This window comes from Tabrizicola oligotrophica, from assembly GCF_011008935.1.
In the GTDB taxonomy this organism is placed as follows: domain Bacteria; phylum Pseudomonadota; class Alphaproteobacteria; order Rhodobacterales; family Rhodobacteraceae; genus Tabrizicola_A; species Tabrizicola_A oligotrophica.
In genome coordinates, this window is record NZ_JAAIVJ010000002.1 from 84,231 (window position 1) to 108,540 (window position 24,310).

20 protein-coding genes are annotated in these 24,310 nt (G+C 65.7%); 7 read left to right on the forward strand and 13 right to left on the reverse strand.

The genetic code is table 11. From position 1 onward, the window contains the following. Positions 1 to 8: 8 nt before the first annotated feature. From cobA to G4Z14_RS04505, 11 genes are all read right to left on the reverse strand, one after another. Complete coding sequence (cobA, locus tag G4Z14_RS04455) at positions 9 to 788, reverse strand: uroporphyrinogen-III C-methyltransferase (RefSeq protein WP_164623587.1); 780 nt, start codon at positions 786 to 788, stop codon at positions 9 to 11. Further along, on the reverse strand, positions 785 to 3,355 hold the full coding sequence (locus G4Z14_RS04460) for a nitrate reductase (RefSeq protein WP_164623588.1): 2,571 nt from the start codon (positions 3,353 to 3,355) through the stop codon (positions 785 to 787). The genes cobA and G4Z14_RS04460 overlap by 4 nt, the downstream gene beginning before the upstream one ends. Continuing rightward, a complete protein-coding gene (gene nirD, locus G4Z14_RS04465; RefSeq protein WP_164623589.1) occupies positions 3,352 to 3,678 on the reverse strand; it encodes a nitrite reductase small subunit NirD in 327 nt (108 codons plus the stop codon). The genes G4Z14_RS04460 and nirD overlap by 4 nt, the downstream gene beginning before the upstream one ends. Then, the gene (nirB, locus tag G4Z14_RS04470) at positions 3,675 to 6,095 is read right to left on the reverse strand and encodes a nitrite reductase large subunit NirB (protein ID WP_164623590.1); all 2,421 of its coding nucleotides are present in this window, start codon (positions 6,093 to 6,095) and stop codon (positions 3,675 to 3,677) included. Before nirB ends, nirD begins: the two co-directional genes overlap by 4 nt. Continuing rightward, positions 6,095 to 7,756, reverse strand: coding sequence for an ABC transporter ATP-binding protein (locus G4Z14_RS04475; protein WP_164623591.1), 1,662 nt, complete (start codon positions 7,754 to 7,756; stop codon positions 6,095 to 6,097). The genes nirB and G4Z14_RS04475 overlap by 1 nt, the downstream gene beginning before the upstream one ends. Before the next feature lie 3 nt (positions 7,757 to 7,759). Beyond that, a complete protein-coding gene (locus tag G4Z14_RS04480; protein WP_164623592.1) occupies positions 7,760 to 8,851 on the reverse strand; it encodes an ABC transporter permease in 1,092 nt (363 codons plus the stop codon). Between the two features lie 47 nt (positions 8,852 to 8,898). Beyond that, positions 8,899 to 10,257, reverse strand: a complete 1,359-nt coding sequence (locus G4Z14_RS04485) for a CmpA/NrtA family ABC transporter substrate-binding protein (RefSeq protein WP_164623593.1) — start codon at positions 10,255 to 10,257, stop codon at positions 8,899 to 8,901. A gap of 231 nt (positions 10,258 to 10,488) precedes the next feature. Then, the gene (locus G4Z14_RS04490; protein ID WP_164623594.1) at positions 10,489 to 11,598 is read right to left on the reverse strand and encodes a CmpA/NrtA family ABC transporter substrate-binding protein; all 1,110 of its coding nucleotides are present in this window, start codon (positions 11,596 to 11,598) and stop codon (positions 10,489 to 10,491) included. Then, on the reverse strand, positions 11,595 to 12,179 hold the full coding sequence (locus G4Z14_RS04495) for an ANTAR domain-containing response regulator (protein ID WP_164623595.1): 585 nt from the start codon (positions 12,177 to 12,179) through the stop codon (positions 11,595 to 11,597). The genes G4Z14_RS04490 and G4Z14_RS04495 overlap by 4 nt, the downstream gene beginning before the upstream one ends. A gap of 145 nt (positions 12,180 to 12,324) precedes the next feature. After that, complete coding sequence (locus tag G4Z14_RS04500) at positions 12,325 to 12,948, reverse strand: response regulator transcription factor (protein ID WP_164623596.1); 624 nt, start codon at positions 12,946 to 12,948, stop codon at positions 12,325 to 12,327. Further along, positions 12,945 to 15,005 carry a sensor histidine kinase gene (locus G4Z14_RS04505; RefSeq protein ID WP_321573004.1) on the reverse strand — a complete coding sequence of 687 codons (2,061 nt, stop codon included), beginning with the start codon at positions 15,003 to 15,005 and terminating at the stop codon, positions 12,945 to 12,947. Before G4Z14_RS04505 ends, G4Z14_RS04500 begins: the two co-directional genes overlap by 4 nt. Before the next feature lie 126 nt (positions 15,006 to 15,131). Here G4Z14_RS04505 and G4Z14_RS04510 point away from each other — a divergent pair, with 126 nt between their 5' ends. From G4Z14_RS04510 to G4Z14_RS04520, 3 genes are all read left to right on the forward strand, one after another. Further along, a complete protein-coding gene (locus G4Z14_RS04510) occupies positions 15,132 to 16,136 on the forward strand; it encodes a TRAP transporter substrate-binding protein (RefSeq protein WP_164623597.1) in 1,005 nt (334 codons plus the stop codon). Positions 16,137 to 16,205: 69 nt separating this feature from the next. Continuing rightward, positions 16,206 to 16,835, forward strand: coding sequence for a TRAP transporter small permease (locus G4Z14_RS04515; RefSeq protein WP_164623598.1), 630 nt, complete (start codon positions 16,206 to 16,208; stop codon positions 16,833 to 16,835). Then, entirely contained in the window at positions 16,832 to 18,154 is a 1,323-nt protein-coding gene (locus tag G4Z14_RS04520; RefSeq protein ID WP_164623599.1) for a TRAP transporter large permease, read from the forward strand. Before G4Z14_RS04515 ends, G4Z14_RS04520 begins: the two co-directional genes overlap by 4 nt. 158 nt (positions 18,155 to 18,312) lie before the next feature. Here the strand turns inward: G4Z14_RS04520 and G4Z14_RS04525 are convergent, their stop codons facing one another. Both G4Z14_RS04525 and G4Z14_RS04530 read right to left on the reverse strand, forming a co-directional pair. Then, complete coding sequence (locus tag G4Z14_RS04525) at positions 18,313 to 19,032, reverse strand: aspartate/glutamate racemase family protein (protein ID WP_321573005.1); 720 nt, start codon at positions 19,030 to 19,032, stop codon at positions 18,313 to 18,315. Continuing rightward, positions 19,029 to 19,679 (reverse strand): flavin reductase family protein, encoded by a 651-nt coding sequence (locus tag G4Z14_RS04530; protein WP_227751536.1) that lies wholly within the window; start codon positions 19,677 to 19,679, stop codon positions 19,029 to 19,031. Before G4Z14_RS04530 ends, G4Z14_RS04525 begins: the two co-directional genes overlap by 4 nt. Positions 19,680 to 19,821: 142 nt before the next feature. Between G4Z14_RS04530 and G4Z14_RS04535 the strand changes: the two genes are divergently transcribed. The 4 genes from G4Z14_RS04535 (at position 19,822) to G4Z14_RS04550 (ending at position 24,310) form a co-directional block, all read left to right on the forward strand. After that, positions 19,822 to 20,508: a GntR family transcriptional regulator gene (locus G4Z14_RS04535; RefSeq protein ID WP_227751537.1), complete on the forward strand. Its 687-nt coding sequence runs from the start codon at positions 19,822 to 19,824 to the stop codon at positions 20,506 to 20,508. Positions 20,509 to 20,766: 258 nt separating this feature from the next. Beyond that, positions 20,767 to 22,332: an ABC transporter substrate-binding protein gene (locus G4Z14_RS04540; RefSeq protein ID WP_164623600.1), complete on the forward strand. Its 1,566-nt coding sequence runs from the start codon at positions 20,767 to 20,769 to the stop codon at positions 22,330 to 22,332. A gap of 69 nt (positions 22,333 to 22,401) precedes the next feature. Beyond that, the gene (locus G4Z14_RS04545; RefSeq protein ID WP_164623601.1) at positions 22,402 to 23,373 is read left to right on the forward strand and encodes an ABC transporter permease; all 972 of its coding nucleotides are present in this window, start codon (positions 22,402 to 22,404) and stop codon (positions 23,371 to 23,373) included. 4 nt (positions 23,374 to 23,377) lie between these two features. Next, positions 23,378 to 24,310, forward strand: coding sequence for an ABC transporter permease (locus G4Z14_RS04550; RefSeq protein ID WP_164623602.1), 933 nt, complete (start codon positions 23,378 to 23,380; stop codon positions 24,308 to 24,310).

The following is a 24,310-nucleotide window of genomic DNA, read 5'->3' on the forward strand; positions in this document are numbered from 1 at the left end:
ATGCTGCGTCAGCGCGCCTGCGCCGCGTCGGTCGCCTCGGCGTCCGCCACGCCCTGCGCCAGAGATTGCCCGATCAGAATGACACAGGGCGGAGTGACCTTCGGGTCCGAGCCAAGGCTTTGCGCCATGCCCGACAGGCGGCAGCGATGGATATGCTCGTCCGGCTGACTGGCACGGCAGACGGCGACGACCTCGGCATCGGGGTCCGCCCCCTGACCGAGAAGCGCCGCTTCGATCTCGGCGGCCTTGCGGCTGGCCATGTAAAGCGCCAGCGTCGTGCCTTCGGGCAAGGGCAGGTTCGTCACCCTGTCGGCTTCATCGGTGGCGGTGACGAACAGCAGGCGCTGCGCCGTTCCGCGGGCGGTGAGTGGCCGGCCCAGACTTGCCGCGGCCGCCGAAGCTGCGGTGATACCGGGGACGATCTCGACCGCGATGCCCAGAGCGCTGGCTGCGTCGATCTCTTCGGCGGCGCGCGCAAAGATCGCGGGATCGCCGGACTTCAGCCGCACGACATGGCGTCCTTCGACCGCCTCGGTCAGCATCAGCGCGGTGATCCGGTCCTGCGGCCAGGCATTGGCGCCTACCTCCTTGCCAACCGGGATGCGCCGGGTTGCGGGTGGGATCAGCGCCAACACCTCTTCCGTAACCAGCCGGTCATGCAGCACCACATCCGCAGCCTGCAGGCAGCGCAGTGCCCGGACGGTCAACAGGTCTGCAGCCCCCGGCCCGGCCCCGACCAGCGAAATGCGGCCCGAGGCGCGCGGAAACCGGGCAGAGAGATCTGTCATTCTGCGGCCTCCAGCCGGGGTTCATGCCGCGCGATCAGCGCCGCGAGTTCAGGCCGGCAGGCGCCGCAATTGCTGCCCGCCTTCACCGCCTGCCCCAGTGCCTCGAGGGTCAGGCAGCCGCCTTGGGCAATGGCGCTGACAATGGTGTTCACGCCGACCGAGAAGCAGGCGCAAACGGTGGGGCCGGGGTCCGGCATGTCAGCCCCCGCCTGCCCGGCAAGCACGGTTTCCGGCGGGGCAAGGCCCAAGAGGCCAGCGACATGGCTGCGCGACACGGCGACGGGCACACGGTCGGCAAAGAGCGCCGCGACGAGGCGCCCCGCTTCGACGAAAGCCAGCCGATGGCGCGCCCGCGCCGGATCGGAAAGGGTTTGCACTTCGGCCGCCCCGGTCAGGCCGAACAGGCGACGCCCGAAGGCCAGCCAGTCGTCGGGTTCCGCAAGGCCCGCCAGTTCGGCGGTCATGCCGCGCGCATGGGTGGCCGTGGCCCAATAGTCGGTGTCGGGGCGGAAAGGCCGGGCCGCGATGGCATAGGCATAGAAGGCGGGCGTGAAGGGCCGCACCGCAACGGCCGCCGCCTTCAGCGCCGGTTGGCCGGAAATCCGGTCGGTGCGCCCGTCGGCCAGCGCGCTGACCCGTCCTGCCGCACTGGTCTCGCCCGTCCAGTGGATCGGCGCGAAGGGGTGGCCCGGCGGAACCCGATCGCTCACCGTCACTCGCAGAAGGGCGCGGCCCCCCTGTCCGGTCACTTCGGCCAGCCCGTCGGCGGCAAGGCCGATCCGGCGGGCATCATCGGGGTGAATTTCCAGATAGGGTTCGGCCATATGCGCCGACAGGCGCGGCGACAGGCCGGTGCGGCTGGCGGTGTGCCAATGGTCGCGCACCCGGCCGGTGTTCAGGATCAGCGGTGCAGCCACCGGCCGGGGCGTGACGGCAATGAGCCTTGCCTTGCCATCGGCATGATGGAACTGCCCGGTCGAGAAGAACCGCCCGCCCCGCTGGCGCGCATTTGCGGGCCAGAGGAACGGCGTCAGCGCGTCATAGTCGGCGATGGAGATACCTGCATGGTCCGAGATGTCGAAATCGCTGCCCAGCGACCCCGCCACCCCGGACAGCGCCGCATGTTCGGCAAAGATCTGCGCGGGGTGGGTCCAGTCGAACCCGGCAAAGCCCATGCGTCGCGCCGCCTGCGCCAGCTGCCACCAATCGGCCCGCGCCTGACCCATCGGCGCGCGGAACGGGCGCTGCCGGCTGATCCGGCGCTCGGAGTTCGTGACGGTGCCGTCCTTTTCGCCCCAGCCCGTCGCGGGCAGCTTCACATGTGCAAGCCGCAGGGTGTCGGTCTCGGCCATCATGTCGCTGACCACCACGAACTCGCATCCGGCAATGGCGCGGGCCACGCGGTCGGCCTCGGGCATCGACACGGCGGGGTTGGTGCAGATGATCCACAGCGCCTTGATCTTGCCGGCCTCGACTGCGCGGAACATGTCCACCGCCTTCAGCCCGGGTTTCTCGGCCATGCGGGGAGCGGCCCAGAAGTCCTGCACTGCGGCGCGGTGGGCCGGGTCTTCGATGTTCAGGTGGCAGGCGAGCATGTTGGCCAGCCCGCCCACCTCGCGCCCGCCCATGGCATTCGGCTGTCCGGTCAGGGAAAACGGCCCCATGCCGGGCTTGCCGATCCGGCCCGTCGCCAGATGCAGGTTCAGGATGGCATTGACCTTGTCGGTGCCGGAATCCGATTGGTTGATGCCCATCGACCACGCGGTCACAGTCTTTTCGCTGGCAAACCACAGGTCATAGAGCGCCTGAATCTCCTGCACCGACAGCCCGCTGGCCGCAGGATCGGTGGCTTCTGCCGCGTGCAGCGCCGCCTCCAGCCCCTCGCAGGGGACCGGCTTCAGCCCGCGTCGCGCCGCTTCGGCCAGAAGCAGGTTGAACAGCGCCGCATCCGCCCCGGCGGCGATGGGCAGGTGCAAGTCGGCAATCTCGCAAGTGGAGGTGCGGCGCGGGTCGATGACCACGACTTTCGTTCCCCGCGCGCGGGCCTCGGTCAGCCGCTGGAACAGCACGGGATGACACCACGCGAGGTTTGATCCGACCAGCAAGACCAGATCGGCAAGCTCGAAATCCTCGTAAAGCCCCGGCACCGTGTCGGTGCCGAAGGCGCGGCGATGGCCTGCCACGGCCGAGGCCATGCACAGCCGCGAGTTGGTGTCGATGTTGGCCGAGCCGATGAAGCCCTTCATCAGCTTGTTGGCGACATAGTAATCCTCGGTCAGCAACTGGCCCGAGACGTAAAGCGCCACCGACTCCGGCCCGTGGTCGCGGATGGCCATGCTGAACTTGTCGGCCACCAGATCCAGCGCCTGATCCCAACTGGCCGCCTGCCCACCGATTTCCGGCTGCAGGAGCCGCCCGCGCGGGCCGACGGTTTCGCCAAGTGCGCTGCCCTTGGAACACAGCCGCCCGCGGTTGGCCGGATGGTCGGGATCGCCTTTCACCGCGCCATCGGGGCCGACCAGCACGCCGCAGCCCGTGCCGCAATAGGGGCAGGTAGACCGGATCATGGCGCAAGGCCCAGATAGACCACCCCGTCGCGGACATGGGCCGGATAGGTGGCCACCTGTCCCACATCCGCCCCCTGCGCCGCGCCCGAATTCAGATCGAACACCCAGGAATGCAGCGGACAGGTGACCGAAGCGCCATGCACGATGCCTTCGGACAGCGGGCCGCCCTTGTGGGGACAGCGGTCGTTCAAGGCAAAGACTTCGTCGGTTGCGGTGCGAAAGACGGCGATGCATCCGGCAGGGGTGCGGACCACCCGCGCCCCTTGCGGCGGAATGTCGGCCAGGGGGCCGACTTCGATCCAGCGTTGCGTGACGGCGTTCATTCTGCGGCCTCCAGCGAGATGGTTTTCATCGGCGCCCAATCGGCAGGACGCTCGGCCAGTTCCGCCCAAGGGTCGGTCTGATAGACCGACTGGCTTTGCAGGAAACGGTCATAAAGCGCCCGGCGGGTTGTCAGGTCGGCCATCTGGTCCTTGCACCAGTCAAGCCCCACCTTCGCCACCCATTTGTAGATGCGGTGCAGATAGCGGGCATTCTCGCGGTAAAGCTGGGTAAAGGCGGCGATGATCTCCAGCGCCTCTGCCTCGGTCGCCACGGTCATCAGGAGTTCGGTCTCCTTCACCTCCATGCCTGCCGCGCCCGCAACGCTGATCTGATAGCCCGAATCGACGCAGATCACGCCGATGTCCTTGCAAGTCGCCTCGGCACAGTTGCGCGGGCAGCCCGACACGCCAAGCTTGACCTTGGCAGGCGTCCACGACCCCCAGAGCAGCTTTTCCAGCTTGATGCCAAGGCCCGTGCTGTCCTGCGTGCCAAAGCGGCAGAATTCAGAGCCGACGCAGGTCTTCACCGTCCGCAGCCCCTTGGAATAGGCGTGGCCCGACACCATGCCGGCGGCGTTCAGGTCTGACCACATCGCGGGCAGATCCTCTTTCTTCACGCCAAGAAGGTCGATCCTCTGGCCGCCCGTCACCTTGACCATCGGTACGTTGAACTTGTCCGCTGCGTCGGCAATGGCGCGCAATTCATCGGGGGTCGTGACGCCCCCCCACATCCGCGGCACCACCGAATAGGTGCCGTCCTTCTGGATGTTGGCGTGGTTGCGTTCGTTCACAAAGCGCGACTGGCGGTCATCGCGATAGTCCAGCGGCCAATCGGCGAGCAGGTAGTAGTTCAGGGCCGGTCGACAGGAGGCGCAGCCGCCGACCGTCTTCCAGCCCAATTCCTGCATCACGGCGGGGATGGATTTCAACCCGCCCGCCTTGATCATCCGCCGCACATCCTCATGGGTGTGGTCGGTGCATTTGCACATCGCCGGATTGGCATTGGCGGCAAAGCCGTCGCCCAAGGTCAGCGCCATGACCTTTTCCACCAGCCCGGTGCAGGTGCCGCAAGAGGCGCTGGCCTTGGTCTGGGCGCGCACGGCGTCCAGCGTCAGGGCGCCGCCCTGCACGGCGGCTTCGATCTTTCCCTTGCAGACGCCGTTGCAGCCACAGATTTCCGCTTCAGGCGGCAAGGCTGCAACGGCGGCCAAAGGGTCCGCCTTGGTCCCCCCGGCGGCAAAGGCAGGGCCGAAGATCAGCGTGTCGCGCATGTCGGACACATCCTTGCCGGTCTTGATCAGGTCAAAGAACCACGACCCGTCGGCAGTATCGCCATACAGGACCGCGCCGATCAGACGCTCGCCCTCAAGGATCAGCCGCTTGTAGATGCCGCGGCCCGGATCGCGGAACACGATGTCCTCGCGCCCCGGCGCCTCGGCAAAATCCCCGGCGGAAAACAGGTCGACACCCGTGACTTTCAGCTTGGTCGCGGTCTGCACCGGCTGGAAGCGGCCGGTCTCGCCGTTCAGCACGGCGGCCAGCACCTTGGCCTGGTCGTAAAGCGGCGCGACAAGGCCGAACAATTGGCTGTCATGCTCCACACATTCGCCAAGCGCAAAGACGGCGGGGTCCGAGGTCTGCATCTGGTCGTTGACCACCACACCGCGCGCCACTTCGAGCCCGCAGTCATTGGCCAGCCGGGTTTCGGGGCGGATCCCGACGGCCATGCAGACCAGATCGGCCGGATAGACTGTGCCGTCCTCCAGCAGCACTGCCTCGACCCGGTCATTGCCCAGAATGGCCTTGGTCGCACCCTTGCAATGCACCCGGATGCCGCGGCGTTCGAGATCCTTTTGCAGCAGATAGCCGGCGGACGGGTCAAGCTGCCGCTCCATCAGGTGGCCCATCAGGTGAATGACCGTCACTTCGGCCCCGCGCGCGGCCATGCCTGCCGCCGCTTCCAGCCCCAGCAGCCCGCCGCCGATGACCACGGCCCGGGCGCCCGGGCGCGAAGCCGCGATCATGGTGTTGGTGTCTTCCAGATCGCGGTAGGTGACCACGCCCGGCAGCTTGTGGCCCGGCACCGGAATGATGAACGGGGCCGAACCGGTGGCGATCACCAGCGCATCGTAAGGCGTTTCGCCCCCGGCCGAGACCACCACCCGGGCGTTGCGGTCGATCTTCGTCACCGTCTCGCCAAAGCGGGTGTCGATCCGTTGCGCACCATACCAGTCGGCGTCGTGGGTGATGATTTCGGCATAGGTCTTTTCGCCCGACAGGACTGGCGACAGCATCAGACGGTTGTAATTGCCGCGCGGTTCGGCATTGAACAGCGTGACCTGCCAATCCGGGCCAAGGTTTTCCAGCATCCGCCCCGAAGCCATGCCGGCCCCGATGACCACCAGTTTCTTCGCCATCACGCGGCCTCCTTCTTTTTGGCTGGACCATGGGCATGATCGTGCAGGAAGTTCAGGATCTCGGCCCGGTAGGACCAGTAGTCGGGATGGTCGAGCATGGCGCGGCGCGAGCGCGGGCGCGGCAGGTCGACCTGGGTGATCTGGCCGATGGTGGCGCGCGGGCCGTTGGTCATCATCACCACCCGGTCGGCCAGAAGGATCGCCTCATCGACGTCATGGGTCACGCAGACGGCGGTGACCTGCGTGCGGCTCCAGACCTCCATCAGCACGTCCTGCAATTCCCAGCGCGTCAGGCTGTCAAGCATGCCGAACGGTTCATCGAGCAGCAGGAGCTTGGGCGACAGGGCAAAGGCCCGCGCGATGCCGACCCTCTGGCGCATGCCGTTCGACATGTCGGCAGCCAGCTTGTGCATCGCATCACCCAAGCCCACCCGTTCAAGGTAGTATTCCACCACCTCCTGCCGTTCGGCCTGACTGGCATTCGGGTAAACCCGGTCTACCCCGATCGCCACGTTTTCACGCGCGGTCAGCCAAGGGAACAGGCTGGGCGACTGGAAGACCACGGCGCGTTCGGGGTCGGCGCCTTCGACCGCATAGCCGTCAAGCTTGATCGCCCCGCCCGAGATCGAGGTCAGCCCGGCGGTCATCGACAGCACAGTCGACTTGCCGCAGCCGGAATGGCCGATCAGGCTGATGAACTCGCCCTTCTTCAGCTTCAGATCGACGTTTTCCACCACGGTCAGCGGGCCTTTCTGCGTGTCGTAGACTTTGGAAAGCTGCGAATATTGCAGATAGCGGTCGTCAATCGGGCTGCGCGCGGCGGCGGCATAGGCCTTGGGCAAGGCGTGGCGCGGGGTCAGTGCGGGCAGGATGCGGGTGCTTTCCAGCCTGACCGACAGCCCGACCTCCATCAGCTCGGCCGTCACCGCCCCGCGCAGGCGCTGAAACTCGGCGTCGTTGTTCAGCGCGCCCCGGTCGCGCGGGCGGGCCAGCGACACCGGAAACTCGCGGCCAAGGCTGCCGTCTGGGTTCAGGATGACAATGCGGTCGGCCAGAACCAGCGCCTCATCCACGTCATTGGTGATGAGGACCGCCGTCTTGCGGTCGCGCCGCCAGATGCCTTCGATCTCGTCGGCCAGATCGGCGCGCGTCATCGCATCCAGCGCTGACAGGGGTTCGTCCATCAGAAGAACCTCGGGCTCCATCGCCAGCGCCCGCGCCACAGAAACCCGCTGCCGCATGCCGCCCGACAATTCGGCGGGACGGCGGGCGGCGGCATGGGACAGCCCCACCATGCCGACATATTTCTCGACCATTGCCGCGCGCTCGGCCCTGGGCTTCGCGCCGTGGATCGCGTCGACCGCAAGGCCGACATTCCCGGCCACCGTCAGCCAGGGCATCAGCGAATAGGACTGGAACACCAGCCCCCGCTCCGGCCCCGGCCCGGTGATCGGCTGGCCCTTGAACAGCACGCGGCCACGGTCCGGCGCGGCAAGCCCGGCCATCAGGTTGACAAGCGTGGTCTTGCCGGTGCCGGAAAAGCCGAGGATCGCCAGAAACTCGCCTTCTTCAACCTGCAGCGAGACATTCTTCAGGATCTCGGACCGCGAGGGGCCGATCCCGTAACCCTTGAAGACGTGATGAAATTCGAGGATTGCCATGGGTCACCGCCGCCCGTCAAAGGTCAGAAGGGTTTGCGCCGTGACCATCACCCGGTCCAGAACCACGCCAATCAACCCGATGGTCAGGACCGCGACCATGATCCGCGCGAGGCTGTCTGAACTGCCGTTCTGGAACTCGTCCCAGACGAACTTGCCAAGGCCGGGGTTCTGGCTGAGCATCTCGGCGGCAATCAGCACCATCCAGCCCACGCCCAGCGACAGCCGCAGGCCGGTGAAGATCAGCGGCAGCGCGGAGGGCAGCACCAGCTTGGTGATCCGCGTCCAGAGCGAAAGCTTCAGCACGCGCCCGACATTGACCAGATCGCGGTCGATGGTGGCTACGCCAAGCGCGGTGTTGATGAGCGTCGGCCACAGGGAGCACAGCGTCACCGTGATGGCCGAGATCAGGAAGCTTTTCGACATGCCCTCGTCGCCCGCGGCATAAAGCGCCGAAACGGTCATGGTGACGATGGGCAGCCAGGCCAGAGGTGAGACGGGTTTGAACACCTGCACAATCGGAGCAAGGGCTGCGTTGGCAGTGGGCGACAGACCGGCAAGGATGCCCAGCGGAATGGCCACCAGCGAAGCCAGCACAAAGCCCATGAACACGGTTTTCAGCGAAGTCAGGATCTGGTCGACATAGGTGGGCTTGCCGGCATAGACCCGCTCCTTGACCTCGTCGCTTTTGCCTTGGGCGACCAGTGCCGCGTTCTTTTCCGCCTGCTTGGCGTAGAACTCGGTCTCCTTGGCGCGTTCCGTCATGGCATCGGCCTGCAAGACCCCGACCTGCGCCCAGACCTGGGCCGGGCCGGGAATGGCGCCGAGCGAGGTTTCGACCTTGGGCGCAAGCCAACCCCACATGCCAAGGAAGGCGGCAATCGCCAGAAGCGGCACGAAAAGCGTGCGCCACAGGTCGCGCATCTGTTGGCGTGGCGCTTCGCCGATCAGCAGGCGCCAAAGGGGCGCAAGCCAGGGCAGCCCCACCATCTTGAACCAGACCTCGGCGCGCGCGATCAGCGACAACAGCCGGGCAATGCGCGCCGCCTTCAGGGTTGCATCTTCTTCGGGCAGGGCTGCGGGATCAATCGACGTCATGGCTGTGGTCCGTTGTTGAAGCGATGGGGCAGGATCGGCGGGCAGGGTCAGTTGGTGACCTCACCGCCCTGCACGGTTTGCGAGGCCTTCAGACCGATGGTCAGGCTGTCGATGTAGGTGTTCGGGGTCGTGCCATCGAAGGCCACGCCGTCGATGAAGGCGCTGGTCGGCTCGCGGTAGCCGTCGGCGTCGAAGTCGAACATGTCGGCACTTGCCTTGCCTTCGGCAATCAGCGCCTCGGCAGCGGTCTGGAACAGGTCGGGGCGATAGACCGCCTTGGCGGTCTCGTCATACCAGCTGTCCGGCCTGGCCTCGGCAATCTGGCCCCAGCGGCGCATCTGGGTCAGCGTCCAGACCGCGTCCGAGTAATAGGGGAAGGCGGCATTGCCGCGGAAGAACACGTTGAAGTCGGGTTCATCGCGCTTGTCGCCTGCCTCATACTCGAAGGTCCCGGTCATCGAATTGGCGATGATCGCGGCGTCGGCCCCGACGTAATCCGGCGAGGACAGGATGGCGACCGCCTCGGCGCGGTTGGCGTTGCTGTTCTCGTCAAGCCAGATCTGTGCCCGGATCAGCGCCTTGGTCAGCGCCAGCACGGTGTTGGGGTTTTCCTCGGCAAAGGCCTTGGTCAGACCAAAGACCTTTTCCGGGTTCATCTTGAAGATCGCATCATCCGAGATCACCGGCACGCCGATGCCCTTGGCGACGGCCGCCTGATTCCAGGGCTCGCCTACGGAATAGCCGTCGATGGTGCCGGCCTCGAGCGTGGCGGGCATCTGCGGCGGCGGGGTGACAGACAGCAGAACCTCGGCTCCGATCTGGCCCGAGGTGTCATCGGCGGAATAGAGCCCGGGGTTGATGCCGCCTGCCGCCAGCCAGTAGCGCAGTTCATAGTTGTGGGGCGAAACCGGGAACACCATGCCCATGCTGAAGGCCTTGCCCTGATCGGCCCAGGCTTCAAGCGCGGGTTTCAGCGCGGCGGCGGAAATCGGGTGGGCAGGCTTGCCGTTTGCATCCAGCGCAAGGCCGGGCTTCATCAGCTCCCACACCGCGTTCGAAACGGTGATGGCATTGCCGTTCAGGTCCAGCGACAAGGGCGTGACCATTTCGGCCTTGGTGCCATAGCCGATGGTCGCGGCCAGGGCCTGCCCGGCCAGCATATGCGCGCCGTCAATCTCGCCCGCGGCAACCCGGTCCAGCAGCACCTTCCAGTTCGACTGCGCTTCCAGCGTGACGTTCAGGCCCTCCTCCTCGAAAAAGCCTTTCTCCTTGGCAATTGCGAGCGGGGCCATGTCGGTGAGCTTGATGAAGCCCAGGGTCAGGCTGTCCTTTTCGATGCCTTGGGTCTCGGCAAGGGCAGGAGCGGCGATCAGGGCGACGGAGAGAAGAAGGGCGGCTCGGGTCATCTGGGGTTCCTGTGCATGGAATTGAAAAAGGCCACTCGACGCGCGGAACACGATCTGTGTCAGCGGTCAGGCGGCCTTGCCTGGGGTCCCGATTGTGGGAGAGACGGAACCTCGTTGCTCCGTTGGATCAAAGGTGCGCGCCTGCCGGTCTTGCGTCAATCTGCGATTTGCAGATGCAGAAAAGGCGAGTGGCAGATTCTGCCGCATTGCAGCAAAATGCCCAAACTTTGGTCAGTTTTCCGGTTCCGGGTCGAAAACCGCGTCATCGAAGAAACGGTTGCAAGCCAGAATCAGGCGGCCGTTGACCGCCGGAAGCGCCTCTGCCGCCGGAAGCGCGCCCTCCAGCTTGTCAGAGCTGCGCGGCATCGGGGCCAGCGCGCCAAGGTGGCGGCGGTAAAGGTCGCTGCGGAAGCAGGCGCGCGCAGCGGTGACCGCGGGGGCAAGCGGAAGGCCGCAGGACCGCGCCAGTTCGGCTCCGATCCAGCTGGCCTGACTGCGCCACGGAAAATTGGCCACCCCGTCGTGAAACGTCAGAAGCTGCGGCACCTGATGGGCGCCAAGCCGTCCGAACAGGGCCGGTTCCAGATAGGTCGCGGCCACGTCCAGATAGGCGGGCCGCGCAAGGATATCGGCCAGCGTCGCGCGGTTGCCGGGCGCCTCGGCCCATCTGCCCGCGCGCCAGACCGCCCGCATCAAGGGGCCGGCCTCCTCGCCTTGTCCCGCCCGCACGGCCAGCACCTTTTCCGGCGCCTGACTCCAGATCTGGCTGCCGGTCAGCACCAGCCGCGCCCCGGCCTCGGTCGCGGCCGCGCTGCCCCAGGGTTCGCCGACGCAAAAGCCGTCGATGTCGCCTGCGCGCAGGGCTTCGGCCATGCGCGACGGGGGGACGGTCACGATCCGCGGCTGCAGCCCCGGCGCCGCCCGCTGCAACCAATAACGCAGCAACAGCGCCTGCATCGAAAAGGGAAACGGCACGCCAAGGCGCAGGTCTTGCCCGGCCAGCGCGGCACCCAGCGCCATGGGATCGCCAAAGCCGACCCCGGCCTGGGCGGCGCACTCTGCCGAAAGGCCGATGACCTGACCGCCCAGCGACAGCACCATCAGGACTTCGGTCGCCCCTGCGCCGCCGCCCAGGCCCAAGGCGCGGGCGACGGGCATCACCGACAGCATATGCGCCGCCTGAACCCGGCCGGATTCCAGCATGTCGCGCAGCTGCGACCAGCTCGCCGCCTTGACCAGCGACAGGGACAGGCCTTCTTCCTCGGCAAAGCCCAGTTCCTTGGCCACGATGACCGGCGCGGCATCGACAAGCGGCACATATCCAATCGCAACCGGTGTCATCGGAGCAGGTCCGCCGCCGTGACGATGGCCTGCGCCAGATCGGCAAGCCGCTTGCCCTGATCCATCGCGGTCTTGCGCAACAGCGCATAGGCCTCTTCCTCGCCAATGCCTTTTGCCCGCATCAACAGCCCCTTCGCCCGGTCGATGACCTTGCGCTCTTCCAGCGCAGCCTTGGTGGCGGCAAGTTCGGCCCGCATCCGGGCAAAGAGGTGAAACCGGGCGATGGCCGCGTCCAGAATGGGATGGATGCGGGCGGGTTGCAGGCCGCCAACCACATAGGCCGAGACCCCCGCCTCGATCGCGGCGCGCGTCAGGCCCTGATCGGCCCGGTCGACGAACATCGCCACCGGCCGTTCCATCGGCCCGGCGGCAAGCGTCAGCTCTTCCAGCACATCGCGCGACGGGTCGCCCGCATCGATCAGCACAAGGTCGGGCCGGGTTTCGGCCACCCGCCGCGCCAGCCCCACGCCCGAACCGATCACCTGAATGCGCATCTGTCCGGCCTCGCGCAGCGCGTCCACGATCAGCATGGCGCGTTCGCGGTCCTGTTCGACGACGATGATGTTCAAGGCGCTGTCCATCGCATTACCTAGCGAGCCGGACGGGACCATCGCCAGAGATTTGCGGGAACGGCGGCGAGGGCGGCCCGAGAATGCCGAATAACCGGGCAAACAGGCGGCTCAGGCCTGATTCATGGGCAAATCGGAAATTGCATTGCGGTTGAGCTCAGACGAGCCGCGCCTGCATGCGGGCCAGTTCGACCGAGTTTCGGGCGCCGGTCTTTTGCAGGACGCGGGCGCGGTGGACCTCGACCGTGCGCATGGCAATACCCAGACGGTCGGCGATCTGCTTGTTCAGTCGGCCTTCGACGATCAGGCGCATCACCTCGACTTCGCGGTCCGAAAGCGAGGCGAAGCGGGCAGCCAGATCGGCGCGGCTGGTGTGTTCCGCGGCGCGGCTTTGATGCAGCGCCATGGCCTGCAACGCCAGATCCACGATCTGATTGTCGTTGAAAGGCTTTTCCAGAAAATCGAAGGCCCCGCGCTTCAGGCTTTGCACGGCAAGCGGCACATCGGCATGGCCGGTCAGGAAGATGATCGGCGGCAGGGCCGCAGCGCCGCCTTCGGCGTCAGACAGGGCGTCCGCGACCTGCGGCCCGGAAATCCCCTCCATCCGGACATCAAGGATGACACAGCCGCAATCGGGTTGCGGCCAGGCGGCCAGAAACGCCTCGCCGCTGGGCCAGGTCCGGGTGGCAATCCCGCGCGACGCGAAAAGGAAGGCAAGACCATCGCGCAGTGCCTCTTCATCATCGACGATGTGAACGGAAAATCCGGGGTCTGGGGTCATGACGGCTGGCTTTCGGTCAGGGGAGCGGTCGATGGCTGGGCCACGAAGGGCAGGCGAACGACAAAGATCGTGCCGCCGCCGGGGTTCGGCTGATGCGACAGGCTGCCGTGAAGCAGTTCGATGATCGACCGGCAGATATTGAGCCCCATGCCCATGCCGTGGCTCTTGGTGCTGGTGAACGGGTCGTAAAGCCGATCGGCCAGATCATCGGAGATGCCCGGCCCCTGGTCGGCCACGTCCAGCCGCACCATTCCGTCTTCGGGACGCAGCCGGATGGTCAGCCGGTTGCCGCTGCGCGGACCCTCGGCCATGGCCTCCATGCCGTTGCGGATCAGGTTGACAAGGACTTGTTCGATCAGGATGCGGTCGGCAAGAACTGCAGGCAGGGCGGCGCGCGGGGCGTCCAGCACCAGGTCGGCCCGCAACTCCTTTGCCTCGGCCGCCATCAGGCCCATGGCGTCGCCCACCACCTCGGAGAGATCCAGCGCGACAACGCGCGGTTCGCGTTTCTTCACGAAATCCTGGATCCGGCGGATGATCAGCCCGGCCCGCCGCGCCTGCACCGCGAGCTTTTCCAAGGCGGTCCGCAGCATCGGCGTCTGCGCCTGTCCGGCGTCGATCAGGTTGAGCCCGCCTGCCGCATAAGAGGCAATCGCGCCAAGGGGCTGGTTCAGTTCATGCGCCAGCGTCGAGGCCATCTCGCCCAGCGTCACCAGCCGCGCCGTGCGGGCCAGGCTTTCGTCCTGCGCCCGCGCCAGCCGGGCCGCCGCCTTGGCCTCGGTGATGTCGATGATCGAGCCGAGCCAGCCCTGATGCCGCCCCGAGGCGTCGATCAGCGGTGCCTCATAGACCTGCACGTCGATCTCGGAGCCATCGGCCCGCCGGAACCGGGTTTCAAAGCTTTGTGGCGCCTTCGCGCCTTCGGAAAGCTGGCGCTGGCGGGCGAGTGTGTCCTCGATCCGGTCGGGCGACCAATAGGGCATGGGCGGCGTCTGCCCGATCAGGTCGCGCGCCTCCAGTCCGACCAGCTTGCAGAAGGCCGCGTTGACATAGAGGATGCGCCCGGCGTGGTCCTTGGCGCGCAGGCCGACCGTCAGGCTTTCCTCCATCGAGCGGCGAAAAGCCATCTCGGCGCGCAACCGCGCTTCGGCACGGCGACGGTGCTGGGCGTTGCGCTGCAAGACCAGCAGCGCCAGCACGGCAAAGGCCGCAAGCCCGACGATCGCGCCAAGCAGGGCGGCATTGCCCAAGGCCGCAGATCGGTCATAGGCGGTGATCCTCAACGAGGTGCCGGCCAGCGGTGGGTCAAAGCTGATGGTGTGGAAAGGCGCGGCATCGGCCACCGGACGGCGTGCCCGGTCGGCGTGCGTCGTTGTGCTGTCGAAGACCCGGACGGCATATTGCTCGGCGATCCACCAGGGGATGTGACGGTCCAGCATGAGCGGCAGCGAGATCGTGGCCACCACCACGCCGCCATCGCCGCCCGATCGGCGCAGCGCCATCGCGGCCACTCCGTCGGCCGGCGCACCGTAAACCGGGCGCGCCGTACTGGTGGCGCTGCGCAGCAGCGTTGCGACAAGGGGCCGGGCAGCGGGACCCATGCCCTCCGGCACCGAGGCGACGAGGGCGCCGCTCTGGTCGAACCATTGCACCGCGAGGGTTTCGGGATTGGCCGAGATATGCAGCCGCGCCCGCGCCTGCAGGATTTCCAGCGCCGTGCCACTGGCCGCGTCCAGCGCCAGCCGCACCAGCATGTCCTCATCCACCGCCAGCTGGAACCGCAGCGTCTGCTCGACCCAGAGCGCATCGGTCGCCAGTTTTGCCCGCGCCCTTTCCTCATCGGAGCGGGCCACGACCCAGACCAGCGTGGCAACAAGGGCCACCAGCGCGACAATGGCAACCAGAGGAATGAAGGACAGCAGATCCCAGCGCCGGGAAGCCATCAGGCTTTCGGTCAGCCCGAAATCCGGGCCTGCGCCGCCGGGGTCCTGCCGGGATTCCGGGTCGGGCGATAGGGCGTTTCGATCCTGCGTGTGCGCACCCTCCCCGATGAACACCCCTGCAGCTTGTCACCCGCGGCCCCGGCTTGTCCATTGCGGAAACCCACAATAGCGGCGCAGACTGGCTTTTGGCATGACAGGGCCCAATCCGCCGAGGAGGGCGGACAACGAGGAGGATGACCCATGCTGACCCGCCGCACGCTTGCCACTCTGGCCGGCGCCACCGCCCTTGCCTTCAGCCTTGCCGTGCCCGCCGTGGCGCAGGACAAGATCATCATCAAGTTCAGCCATGTCGTCGCCCCCGACACCCCCAAGGGCAAGGCGGCGGCCAAGTTCGAAGAGCTGGCCGAGGCCTATACCAACGGTGCAGTGGATGTTGAGGTCTACCCCAACAGCCAGCTTTACAAGGACAAGGAAGAGATGGAGGCGCTGCAACTGGGCGCGGTCCAGATGCTGGCCCCGTCGCTGGCCAAGTTCGGCCCCCTCGGCGTGCAGGATTTCGAAGTCTTCGACCTGCCGTTCATCTTCACCGACTATGACGCCCTGCGCAAAGTGACCCAGGGCGACGTGGGCAAGATGCTTTTGGCGAAGCTTCAGGACAAGGGCATCACCGGCCTTGCCTATTGGGACAACGGCTTCAAGATCATGTCGGCCAACAGCCCGCTGAAGACGCCGGATGATTTCCTTGGCCTGAAGCTGCGCATCCAGTCCTCGAAGGTGATCGAGGCCTATATGAACGCGCTTGGCGCCGTGCCGCAGGTCATGGCGTTTTCCGAGGTCTATCAGGCGTTGCAGACCGGCGTTGTCGATGGCACCGAAAACCCGCCGTCGAACATGTATACCCAGAAGATGCACGAGGTGCAGAAGCACGCCACCGTGTCGAACCACGGATATCTGGGCTATGCGGTGATCGTGAACAAGACCTTCTGGGACGGCCTGCCCGAAGAGGTGCGCGCCGGTCTCGACAAGGCGATGGTCGAGGCGACCGATTATGCCAACACCATTGCGAAGGAAGAAAATGAAGCCGCCCTTGCCGCAATGAGGGCCGCCGGAACGACCGAGTTCTACGACCTCTCGCCCGAGGAACGCGCCGCATGGGCCGAAGCCCTTGCCCCCGTGCATGAGGCCATGGCCGAACGCATCGGCGCCGAGACCCTTGCCGCCGTGAAAGGCGCGCTCGGTCAGTAAGCCCTCTGCGGGGCGGTCCCGCGGCCGCCCCACCTTTCCCCCATCGCCCTTAACCGTCTGAGGTGTGCCATGCTGCGCCTGCTCGACCGGCTTGAGGAAGTGTTGATCGCCGCGCTGATCGCGGCGGCGACCGTTCTCATCTTCCTTGCCGTCACCCACCGTTTCGCCATCGGCTTTGCCGCCGATCTGGTCGCCTTCGCCCGCTCGGGCGAGATGGAGACATTGAGCGGCTTTGCCAAATCCCTGTTCAAGGTCGTCAACGGGCTGAAGATGACCTGGGCGCAAGAGGCCTGCATCTATCTCTTCGTCTGGATGGCCAAGTTCGGCGCCGCCTACGGAGTGCGGACCGGGATCCATGTCGGCGTGGATGTTCTGGTCGAACGCCTGTCCGGCAACAGCCGCCGGCTCATCACCATCATCGCCATGTCGGGTGGCGTGATCTTTACCGCGATCCTGGCCTGGATCGGGGCGGATTTCGTTTTGCATATCCGCGCCGGCGGGCAGATCTCGGCCGACCTCGAACTGCCGATGTGGCTGGTCTACCTGGCTGTGCCGCTTGGCTCGGCGCTGATGTGCTTTCGCTTCATGCAGGCGCTCTATCGTTTCCTGACCACGGGCGAGGTTGCACATCACGACCACGGCGCTGTCGACGGGCTGGACGACGAGGCCGAAGATCTTGCCAAGGGGGGCCACGCATGACCGCGCTCATCATCTTCCTGATCCTGGCGCTGCTGCTTGTCACCGGCATGCCGGTTTCCATCGCGCTGGGCCTGACGGTCTTTACCTTTCTCTTCGGCTTTTCCGACGTGCCGATGGACGCCATCGCGCTGAAGCTGTTCACCGGCATCGAGAAATTCGAGATCATGGCGATCCCGTTCTTCGTCCTTGCCGGCAACTTCCTGACCCATGGCGGGGTGGCCCGCCGGATGATCCGCTTTGCCTCTTCCATGGTCGGCCACTGGTATGGCGGGCTTGGGCTGGCCTCGGTTCTGTCTTGCGCGCTGTTCGCGGCCATCTCGGGCTCCAGCCCGGCGACTGTCATGGCGGTGGGGTCGATCCTTCTGCCGGCCATGGTGAAACAGGGCTACCCGCCGCAATTCGGTGTCGGCACGGTCACAAGCGCGGGCGGGCTTGGCATCCTGATTCCGCCGTCGATCGTGATGGTGATGTATGCGGTGGCGACCTCTGGCATGGTGGTGACCGGCCCCGAAGGTCAGCCGGTCATGTCCGCCTCGATCGGCGATCTGTTCATCGCCGGGGTGATTCCGGGGCTGATGCTGGCGCTGATGCTGGCCGGAACCACCACCTGGCGGGCCTGGAAGAACGACTACCCGCGTCAGCCCTGCGCTTCCTTTGCCGCGCGCTGGAAGGCGTTCCGCGAAAGCGTCTGGGGCCTGATGCTGATCGTCATCATCATGGGCGGGATCTATGGCGGCATCTTCACGCCCACCGAGGCCGCCGCCGTCAGCGCTGTCTATGCCTTCGTCGTCGCTGTTTATGTCTACAAGGACATCAAGCTCCGCGATGTGCCGAAGGTGCTGCTGAACTCGGCCGCAATGTCGGCGATGCTGCTGTACATCATCACCAATGCCGTGATGTTCGCCTTCATCCTGACCTCCGAGCAGATTCCGCAGGCGCTGTCGGAATGGATCGTCTCGCTGGGGCTGGGCAAGATCGGGTTCCTTCTGGTGGTGAACGTCCTGCTGCTGGCGATCGGCATGGTGATGGAGCCTTCCGCCATCGTCCTGATCATGGCCCCCATCCTGTATCCGGTCGCCATGGCGCTTGGGGTGGACCCGGTGCATTTCGGGATCATCCTGGTGGTCAACATGGAGATCGGCCTGTGCACGCCGCCAGTGGGGTTGAACCTCTACGTCGCCTCCTCGCTGTCGCGGCTGGGCTTGACCGAGGTCACGCGGGCGACCTGGCCCTGGCTGCTGACCATGCTCGGCTTCCTGATCCTCGTCACCTATGTGCCGGCCATCACCCTGGTCTTGCCGAGGCTTCTCGGGATGTGACGGGCCCGGGATACGAGCCCGCACCGGCAAACGACGGCCCGCCCCTGCGCATTGGGGCGGGCTGCAGCTTGCGCTGTCGCAGAATGTCGGCTCGCCGCCCGAGGGGCAGGGTCGCCGTGGCAGCCGGGCAGCACCACAAGCCGGGCGTTTGCAGCGGATCAGCCCGCCGCCCGGGCAAATTTTTCTCGCGGGAAGTCATAGGCGCCGATCTTCGAGGTCAGGTAGCGCCCGCCCACCAGCCCTTCGGCCAGTTTCACGGCCGCACTCACCCCGTCGATCACGGGCACGCCCGTCTGGGCCTGCAAGCGTTCGCACAGGTCGGACATCCCGGCGCAGCCCAACAGAACCGCCTCGGCGCCATCCTCGTCGCGTGCGGCGCGGATCTCGTGCAACAGGCGCAATTCGCAGGTTTCCGGCTCCTGTTCCAGCGCCAGCACCGGCATGTTCACCGCGCGCACATTGCGGCACCGTCCCGCTGCGCCGTAACCCGCCACCAGGTCCTCGATGATCGGCACCGAACGGGGCAGGGTGGTCACGACGGAAAAGCGGCTGGCGATGGTGCAGGCCACCTGCACCCCGGCCTGACAGATGCCGATGACCGGGCCGCGTGCCACCTCGCGGGCCGCCGCCAGCCCCGGATCGTCGAAACAGGCGATGACATAGGCGTCGACCCCCCGCGCTTCGCCTGCGCGGATCAGTTCAAGCATGGCGGGCACGGCCAGCGCCTCATCGGCATGGCCCTCGATGCTGACGGGGGTGCCCCGCGGGTTCGCCGCCTCGATCACCGTGCCGGCAAAGGCGGCGCGACGTGCGCTTTCGCCGATCTGGGCGGTCATCGAGGCGGTGGAATTCGGGTTGATGACCAGAATGCGCATCATTTCACCTCGGCGGCGGGGCGGAGATGCGCGGGCATCGGCGGCGCGGGCAGCACGAACTGCCGGTCGGAGGTGATGTAATTGTCGGCATGAAGCCGCGCGATGGGCTGATAGACTTCGGGGTTCACATAGCGCCCGGCAGCGTCAAGGCAGTCGCGCTGCACATGCATCTGCACCACCTCGCCGATGATCAGGAGCCGCCGCCCGTATTCCAGCAGCCGGTCGACCCGGCATTCCATGGCGCAGGGGCTTTCGACGATGCGTCGGGCGCGGATATGCGCGCAGGGCGCCGTGGTCAGCCCGGCCAGCGCCACCTCATCCACCTCTTCGGCAACGGCCAGTCCGCAGACCAGCATGGCCTGAGACAAGGCCATGTCGACCATGTTGATCACGAATTCGCCATCGCGGCGGATGTTGCGCACTGTATCCTTCTCTTGCCCGTCGGGGCGGGTCTGGATGCCCAGCACCACAAGCGCGGGGTCATGCGAGAAGACGTTGAAAAAGCTCATCGGGGCGGCATTGTTCCGACCGGTGGCCGATCGGGTGGAAACCAGCGCGATGGGGCGCGGCCCGATGAAATTGGTCAGCAGCCGGTACCGGTCCTGCGCCTCCATCCGGGTGAAGTCGAATTCCATGTTCTGCGCCCTCATCGTCTTGTCCCTCTGGATTACGGGCGGAGAACCCGCTATCATGCTCAACATGATTGTCGACATTTTTGTTGTCAATAAAAACCTGCGCCCGGTTGACATTCGGGTGAACCCGGCAAGAATGCCGAAGGAATAGGGGGTTCGGATGTATCAAAGCAAGGAAGCCATGCCCGGACCGGCCGCGGAAATCTGCGAAAGGATCTGGCTGTCCATCGCCGAACGCAAGCTTCGCCCCGGCACCCGCCTGAAAGAGGAACAGCTGGCCGAGGTGTTCGAGGTCAGCCGCGCGCGGGTGCGGCAGGCGCTGGCCATGCTGGAAAGCGACGGGCTGGTGACCATCCTGCCGAATCGCGGGGCCTTCGTGTCAGAGCCGGGGGTGGACGAAGCGCGCGACGTCTTTCACTTTCGTCGTCAGGTCGAGGCGCGGGTGATGGAACGGCTGATCTCCAGCATTGACGATGCCGCAATCCCCCAGCTTGAGGCGCATCTGGCGCTGGAACGCGAGGCCGACGCCCGCGGCGACACCACGGCCACGATCCGGCTGTCGGGCGGCTTCCACCTGCTGCTGGCCGAGCTTTCGGGGTCGACCTTCCTGACCGCCACATTGCGCGACCTGATTTCCCGGTCAAGCCTGATCACCACGATGTATCGCCGGCACTCCAATCACAATTGCGGCCCTGACGAGCATGCCGGCCTGATCGCGCGCATCCGTGCCCGCGACCTGCACGGTGCGTTGCAGTTGATGGACGATCATCTGCGGCATGTCGAAGAAGACCTGGACCTGACCGAAGACGTCCCGGTGGTGCGCGACTTGCGCGACGCCCTGGTCTGACCACCCCTCAATCCCCCCTGCCAGTCCTGCCCGCCCGGAGGCGAAACCGGTGCTGCTTCCTGCTGAAAGGCCGGTGGTGCAGCGGGGTTTCGGTGTTGGAAAAATGTTTGACAAAATTGTCGACAAAAAGATTGACAGAAAAGTCGTCAAGTCGCAGTCTCAGGTTGTCGCCACGCCGGAATCGTCCGGCCGACCGTTGCAACTGCCGGCAAGACCCGCATCAGACGGGTCATCCCCGGCCTCTGACAGGGAATAACCATGACCAGCCTCAAAGCCTCGCTTCTTTCCTGCGTCGCCCTTGCCTGCATCGCGGGCGATGCCTCGGCGCAAACGCTCCGCTGGGGAGCGGCGCGCGACATCAACTCGCTCGACCCCTATTCCTATGGTTCGACCTTCACCATCAGCTTCCTGAACCATGTCTACGAAGGGCTGGTGCGCTATAACGACAAGCTGGAGATCGAACCTGCACTGGCCACCGAATGGGAGGTGCTGCCGGGCAACGTCTGGCGCTTCAAGCTGCGCGAAGGGGTGAAGTTCCACGATGGTGCCGATTTCACCGCCGATGACGTGGTCGCCTCGCTGACCCGGGTCAGCCATCCGGATTCGCCTCTGCGCGGCAACCTGCCGGCCTATGTCTCTTCGGCCAAGGTCGATGATTACACCGTGGATATCACGGTGAACGGCAGCTACCCGCTGCTGCTCAATGACCTGACGAATATCCACATGTTCGATGGCGGTTGGCTGACGGAGCACAAGGCCGAAGTGCCGACCGACGTGGCGAAAAAGGTCGAAGGGTATCCGACCTTCAATGCCAACGGCACCGGCCCGTTCAGCGTGGAAAGCCGCGTGCCCGACAGCAAGACGGTGCTTGTGGTGAACGAAGGCTGGTGGGACACGCCGCGCCACAACCTGACGCGGATCGAATTCACGCCCATCGCTTCGGACGCAACCCGCGTGGCGGCCCTTCTGTCGGGCGAGATCGACTTTACCGAGAAGGCCCCGATCCAGGACCTGCCGCGCCTGCAGGAAACCCCGAGCGTCAAGGTGCTGGAGGGCAGCGAGCTGCGCACCATCATGTTCGGCTTCACCTTCGCCGACAAGCTGCACAACGGCCAGCCCAACCTGTTCAAGGACAAGAAGATGCGCGAGGCGGTGGCGGCGGCCATCGACCTGGACCTGATCCAGAAAAAGGTGATGCGCGGCAAGTCGCGCAATGCCGGCACTGTGGTTGCACCGGCGATCCCCGGTTATGACGCGGCGCTGGACACGCCTTCGGCCTATGATCCGGACAAGGCCGCCGCGCTGATCAAGGAGCTGGGCGCCGAGGGCTATGAGTTCGAGATCGTCTGTGCCAACGACGTCTGGCTGAACGAAGAGGAAATCTGCAACGCGCTCGTCTCAATGCTGACCCGCGCCGGGCTGAAGCCCACGCTTTCCATCGGTCCCAACGCGGTGCAGCAGATCAAGCAGACCAATGGCGAGGCCGACATGTTCAGCTTCGGCTGGGCGAACGAGCCGATGCTCGACAGCTATTCGATCCTGTTGCAGGTCTTCCATTCGAAATCCGACAATGCAGGCGTGTTCAACTGGGGTGGCTGGGTCTATCCTGAGGTGGACAAACTGGTCGACGCCGCCGCGACCGAACTTGATCGGGCCAAGCGCCTCGGGATGCAGTCCGAGGCCCTGAAGATCGTGAAGGATGAGCTTGTGATGCTTCCCTTCCACCAGCAGCCCATGGCCTGGGCCACCTCGGAAAAGGTCGAAGGCGTGGTGCAGCTGTCGGACAACAAGGGCCGTCACTGGATGACCCGCATGGTGGAATGATCCGGGTGGCCCGGCCCCGACACCGGGGCCGGGCCTTGCCGCGCAATCCGCAACAGGGGGGGACCCGCCTTGATCGTATTCCTCATCAAACGTCTGGCCAATGCGGCGCTGGTCATGCTGGCCGTGGCGCTGATGGCTTTCCTGATCTTCCGCTTCGTCGGCGATCCCGTGCAACTCATGGTCAATGAACAGACAACCCAGGCCGAAAAGGACGCGCTGCGGGAAAACCTTGGCCTGAACGATCCGGTCGCGGTGCAGTTCCTGCGCTTTGTGGGCGACGCGGTGCAGGGCGATTTCGGCGTGTCCTACCGCAACCAGCAAGAGGTGATGAGCCTGATTGCCGAACGCTTCCCCGCCACGATCGAGCTGGTCCTGCTGGCCACGATCATCTCGCTTGTGGTGGGGGTGCCGCTGGGGGTCTATACCGCCATCCATCGCGGCAGCTGGGTCAGCGAGGGGCTGCAGTTCCTTTCGATCATTGGCGTGTCGCTGCCCAGCTTCGTGATCGGCATCCTGCTGATCCTGGTGTTTTCGGTCATGCTCAACATCGCGCCGGCTTTCGGGCGCGGCGATGTGGTCAGCCTCGGCTGGTGGACCACGGGCCTTCTGACCCCGTCGGGCCGGGCCGCGCTGATCCTGCCGTCGGTCGCACTGTCGCTTTACCAGATCACCCTTGTCATGCGGCTGGTGCGCGCCGAGATGATGGAAGTGCTGCGCTCCGATTTCATCAAGTTCGCCCGGGCCCGCGGCGTGCCGCGCTGGCGCATCCACTATGTCCACGCGCTGCGCAATTGCCTGATGCCGGTCGTGACGATGACCGCCATGAACATCGGCTCGCTCATCGCCTTCGCCCTGATTACCGAGACGGTGTTCCAGTGGCCCGGCATGGGGATGCTGTTCATCCAGGCCGTCACCTTTGTCGATATTCCGGTGATGGCGGCCTATCTCTGCATCGTTTCCTTCATCTTCGTGGCGCTGAACACGCTGGTCGACATCACCTATGCGCTGATCGACCCGCGGCTGCGCATGGCAAGAGGTTAAGCCCATGACTGCGCTTCCCCGTCCCCTCTCGCGCCTCGCCCGCCTGCGTCAGAGCGACCTGTGGTGGTCCTTCACCCACAATCGCGGCGCCATGGCGGCGGCTGGGCTTTTGCTCGTGCTGATCCTCAGCGCCTTCACCGCGCCGCTTTATGTGCCGCAAAACCCGTTCGATCCGGCACAACTTGACCTGCTGAACGCCGAATATCCGCCGATCTGGGCCGAGGGCGGGCAGTGGCCCTATATCCTTGGCACCGATACCCAGGGCCGCGACATCCTGTCGGCGATCCTTTACGGCTCGCGCATTTCCATCCTGATCGGCCTGGCCTCGGTGGTGCTTGCGCTGGTCGTGGGCATCGGCACCGGGCTGGTGGCGGGCTATTACGGCGGGCTGATCGAGAACCTGCTGATGCGCTTTGGCGATATCCTGCTGTCGATCCCCACCATCCTGATTGCCATTCTCGTCAGCGCCATCGTGCGCGAATTGCTGCCACCCGCCCTGCGCGAAGTGGGGGCCGGCGGGGTGCTGGTGCTGGCCATCGTGCTGTCGGGCTGGGTGCAATATGCGCGCACCGTGCGGGCGCAGACGGCGGTGGAGCGGGGCAAGGAATATGTGCAGGCGGCGCAGCTCTTGAAGGTGCCGGCGCGGCGCATCATGTTTCGCCACATCCTGCCCAATACGCTGACCCCGATCCTGGTGGCCGCCACGCTGAATTTCGGCATGGCCATCCTGACCGAGGCGACGCTGTCCTTCCTTGGCATCGGGATGCCCGCCAGCCAACCCAGCCTTGGCACGCTGATCCGGCTGGGCAACCAGTTCCTGTTCTCCGGCATGTGGTGGATCACGGTCTTTCCCGTGCTGCAACTGTGCCTGTTGGTCGTCGCCGTCAACATCCTTGGCGACTGGCTGCGCGACGCGCTGAATCCGAAACTGAGGTAA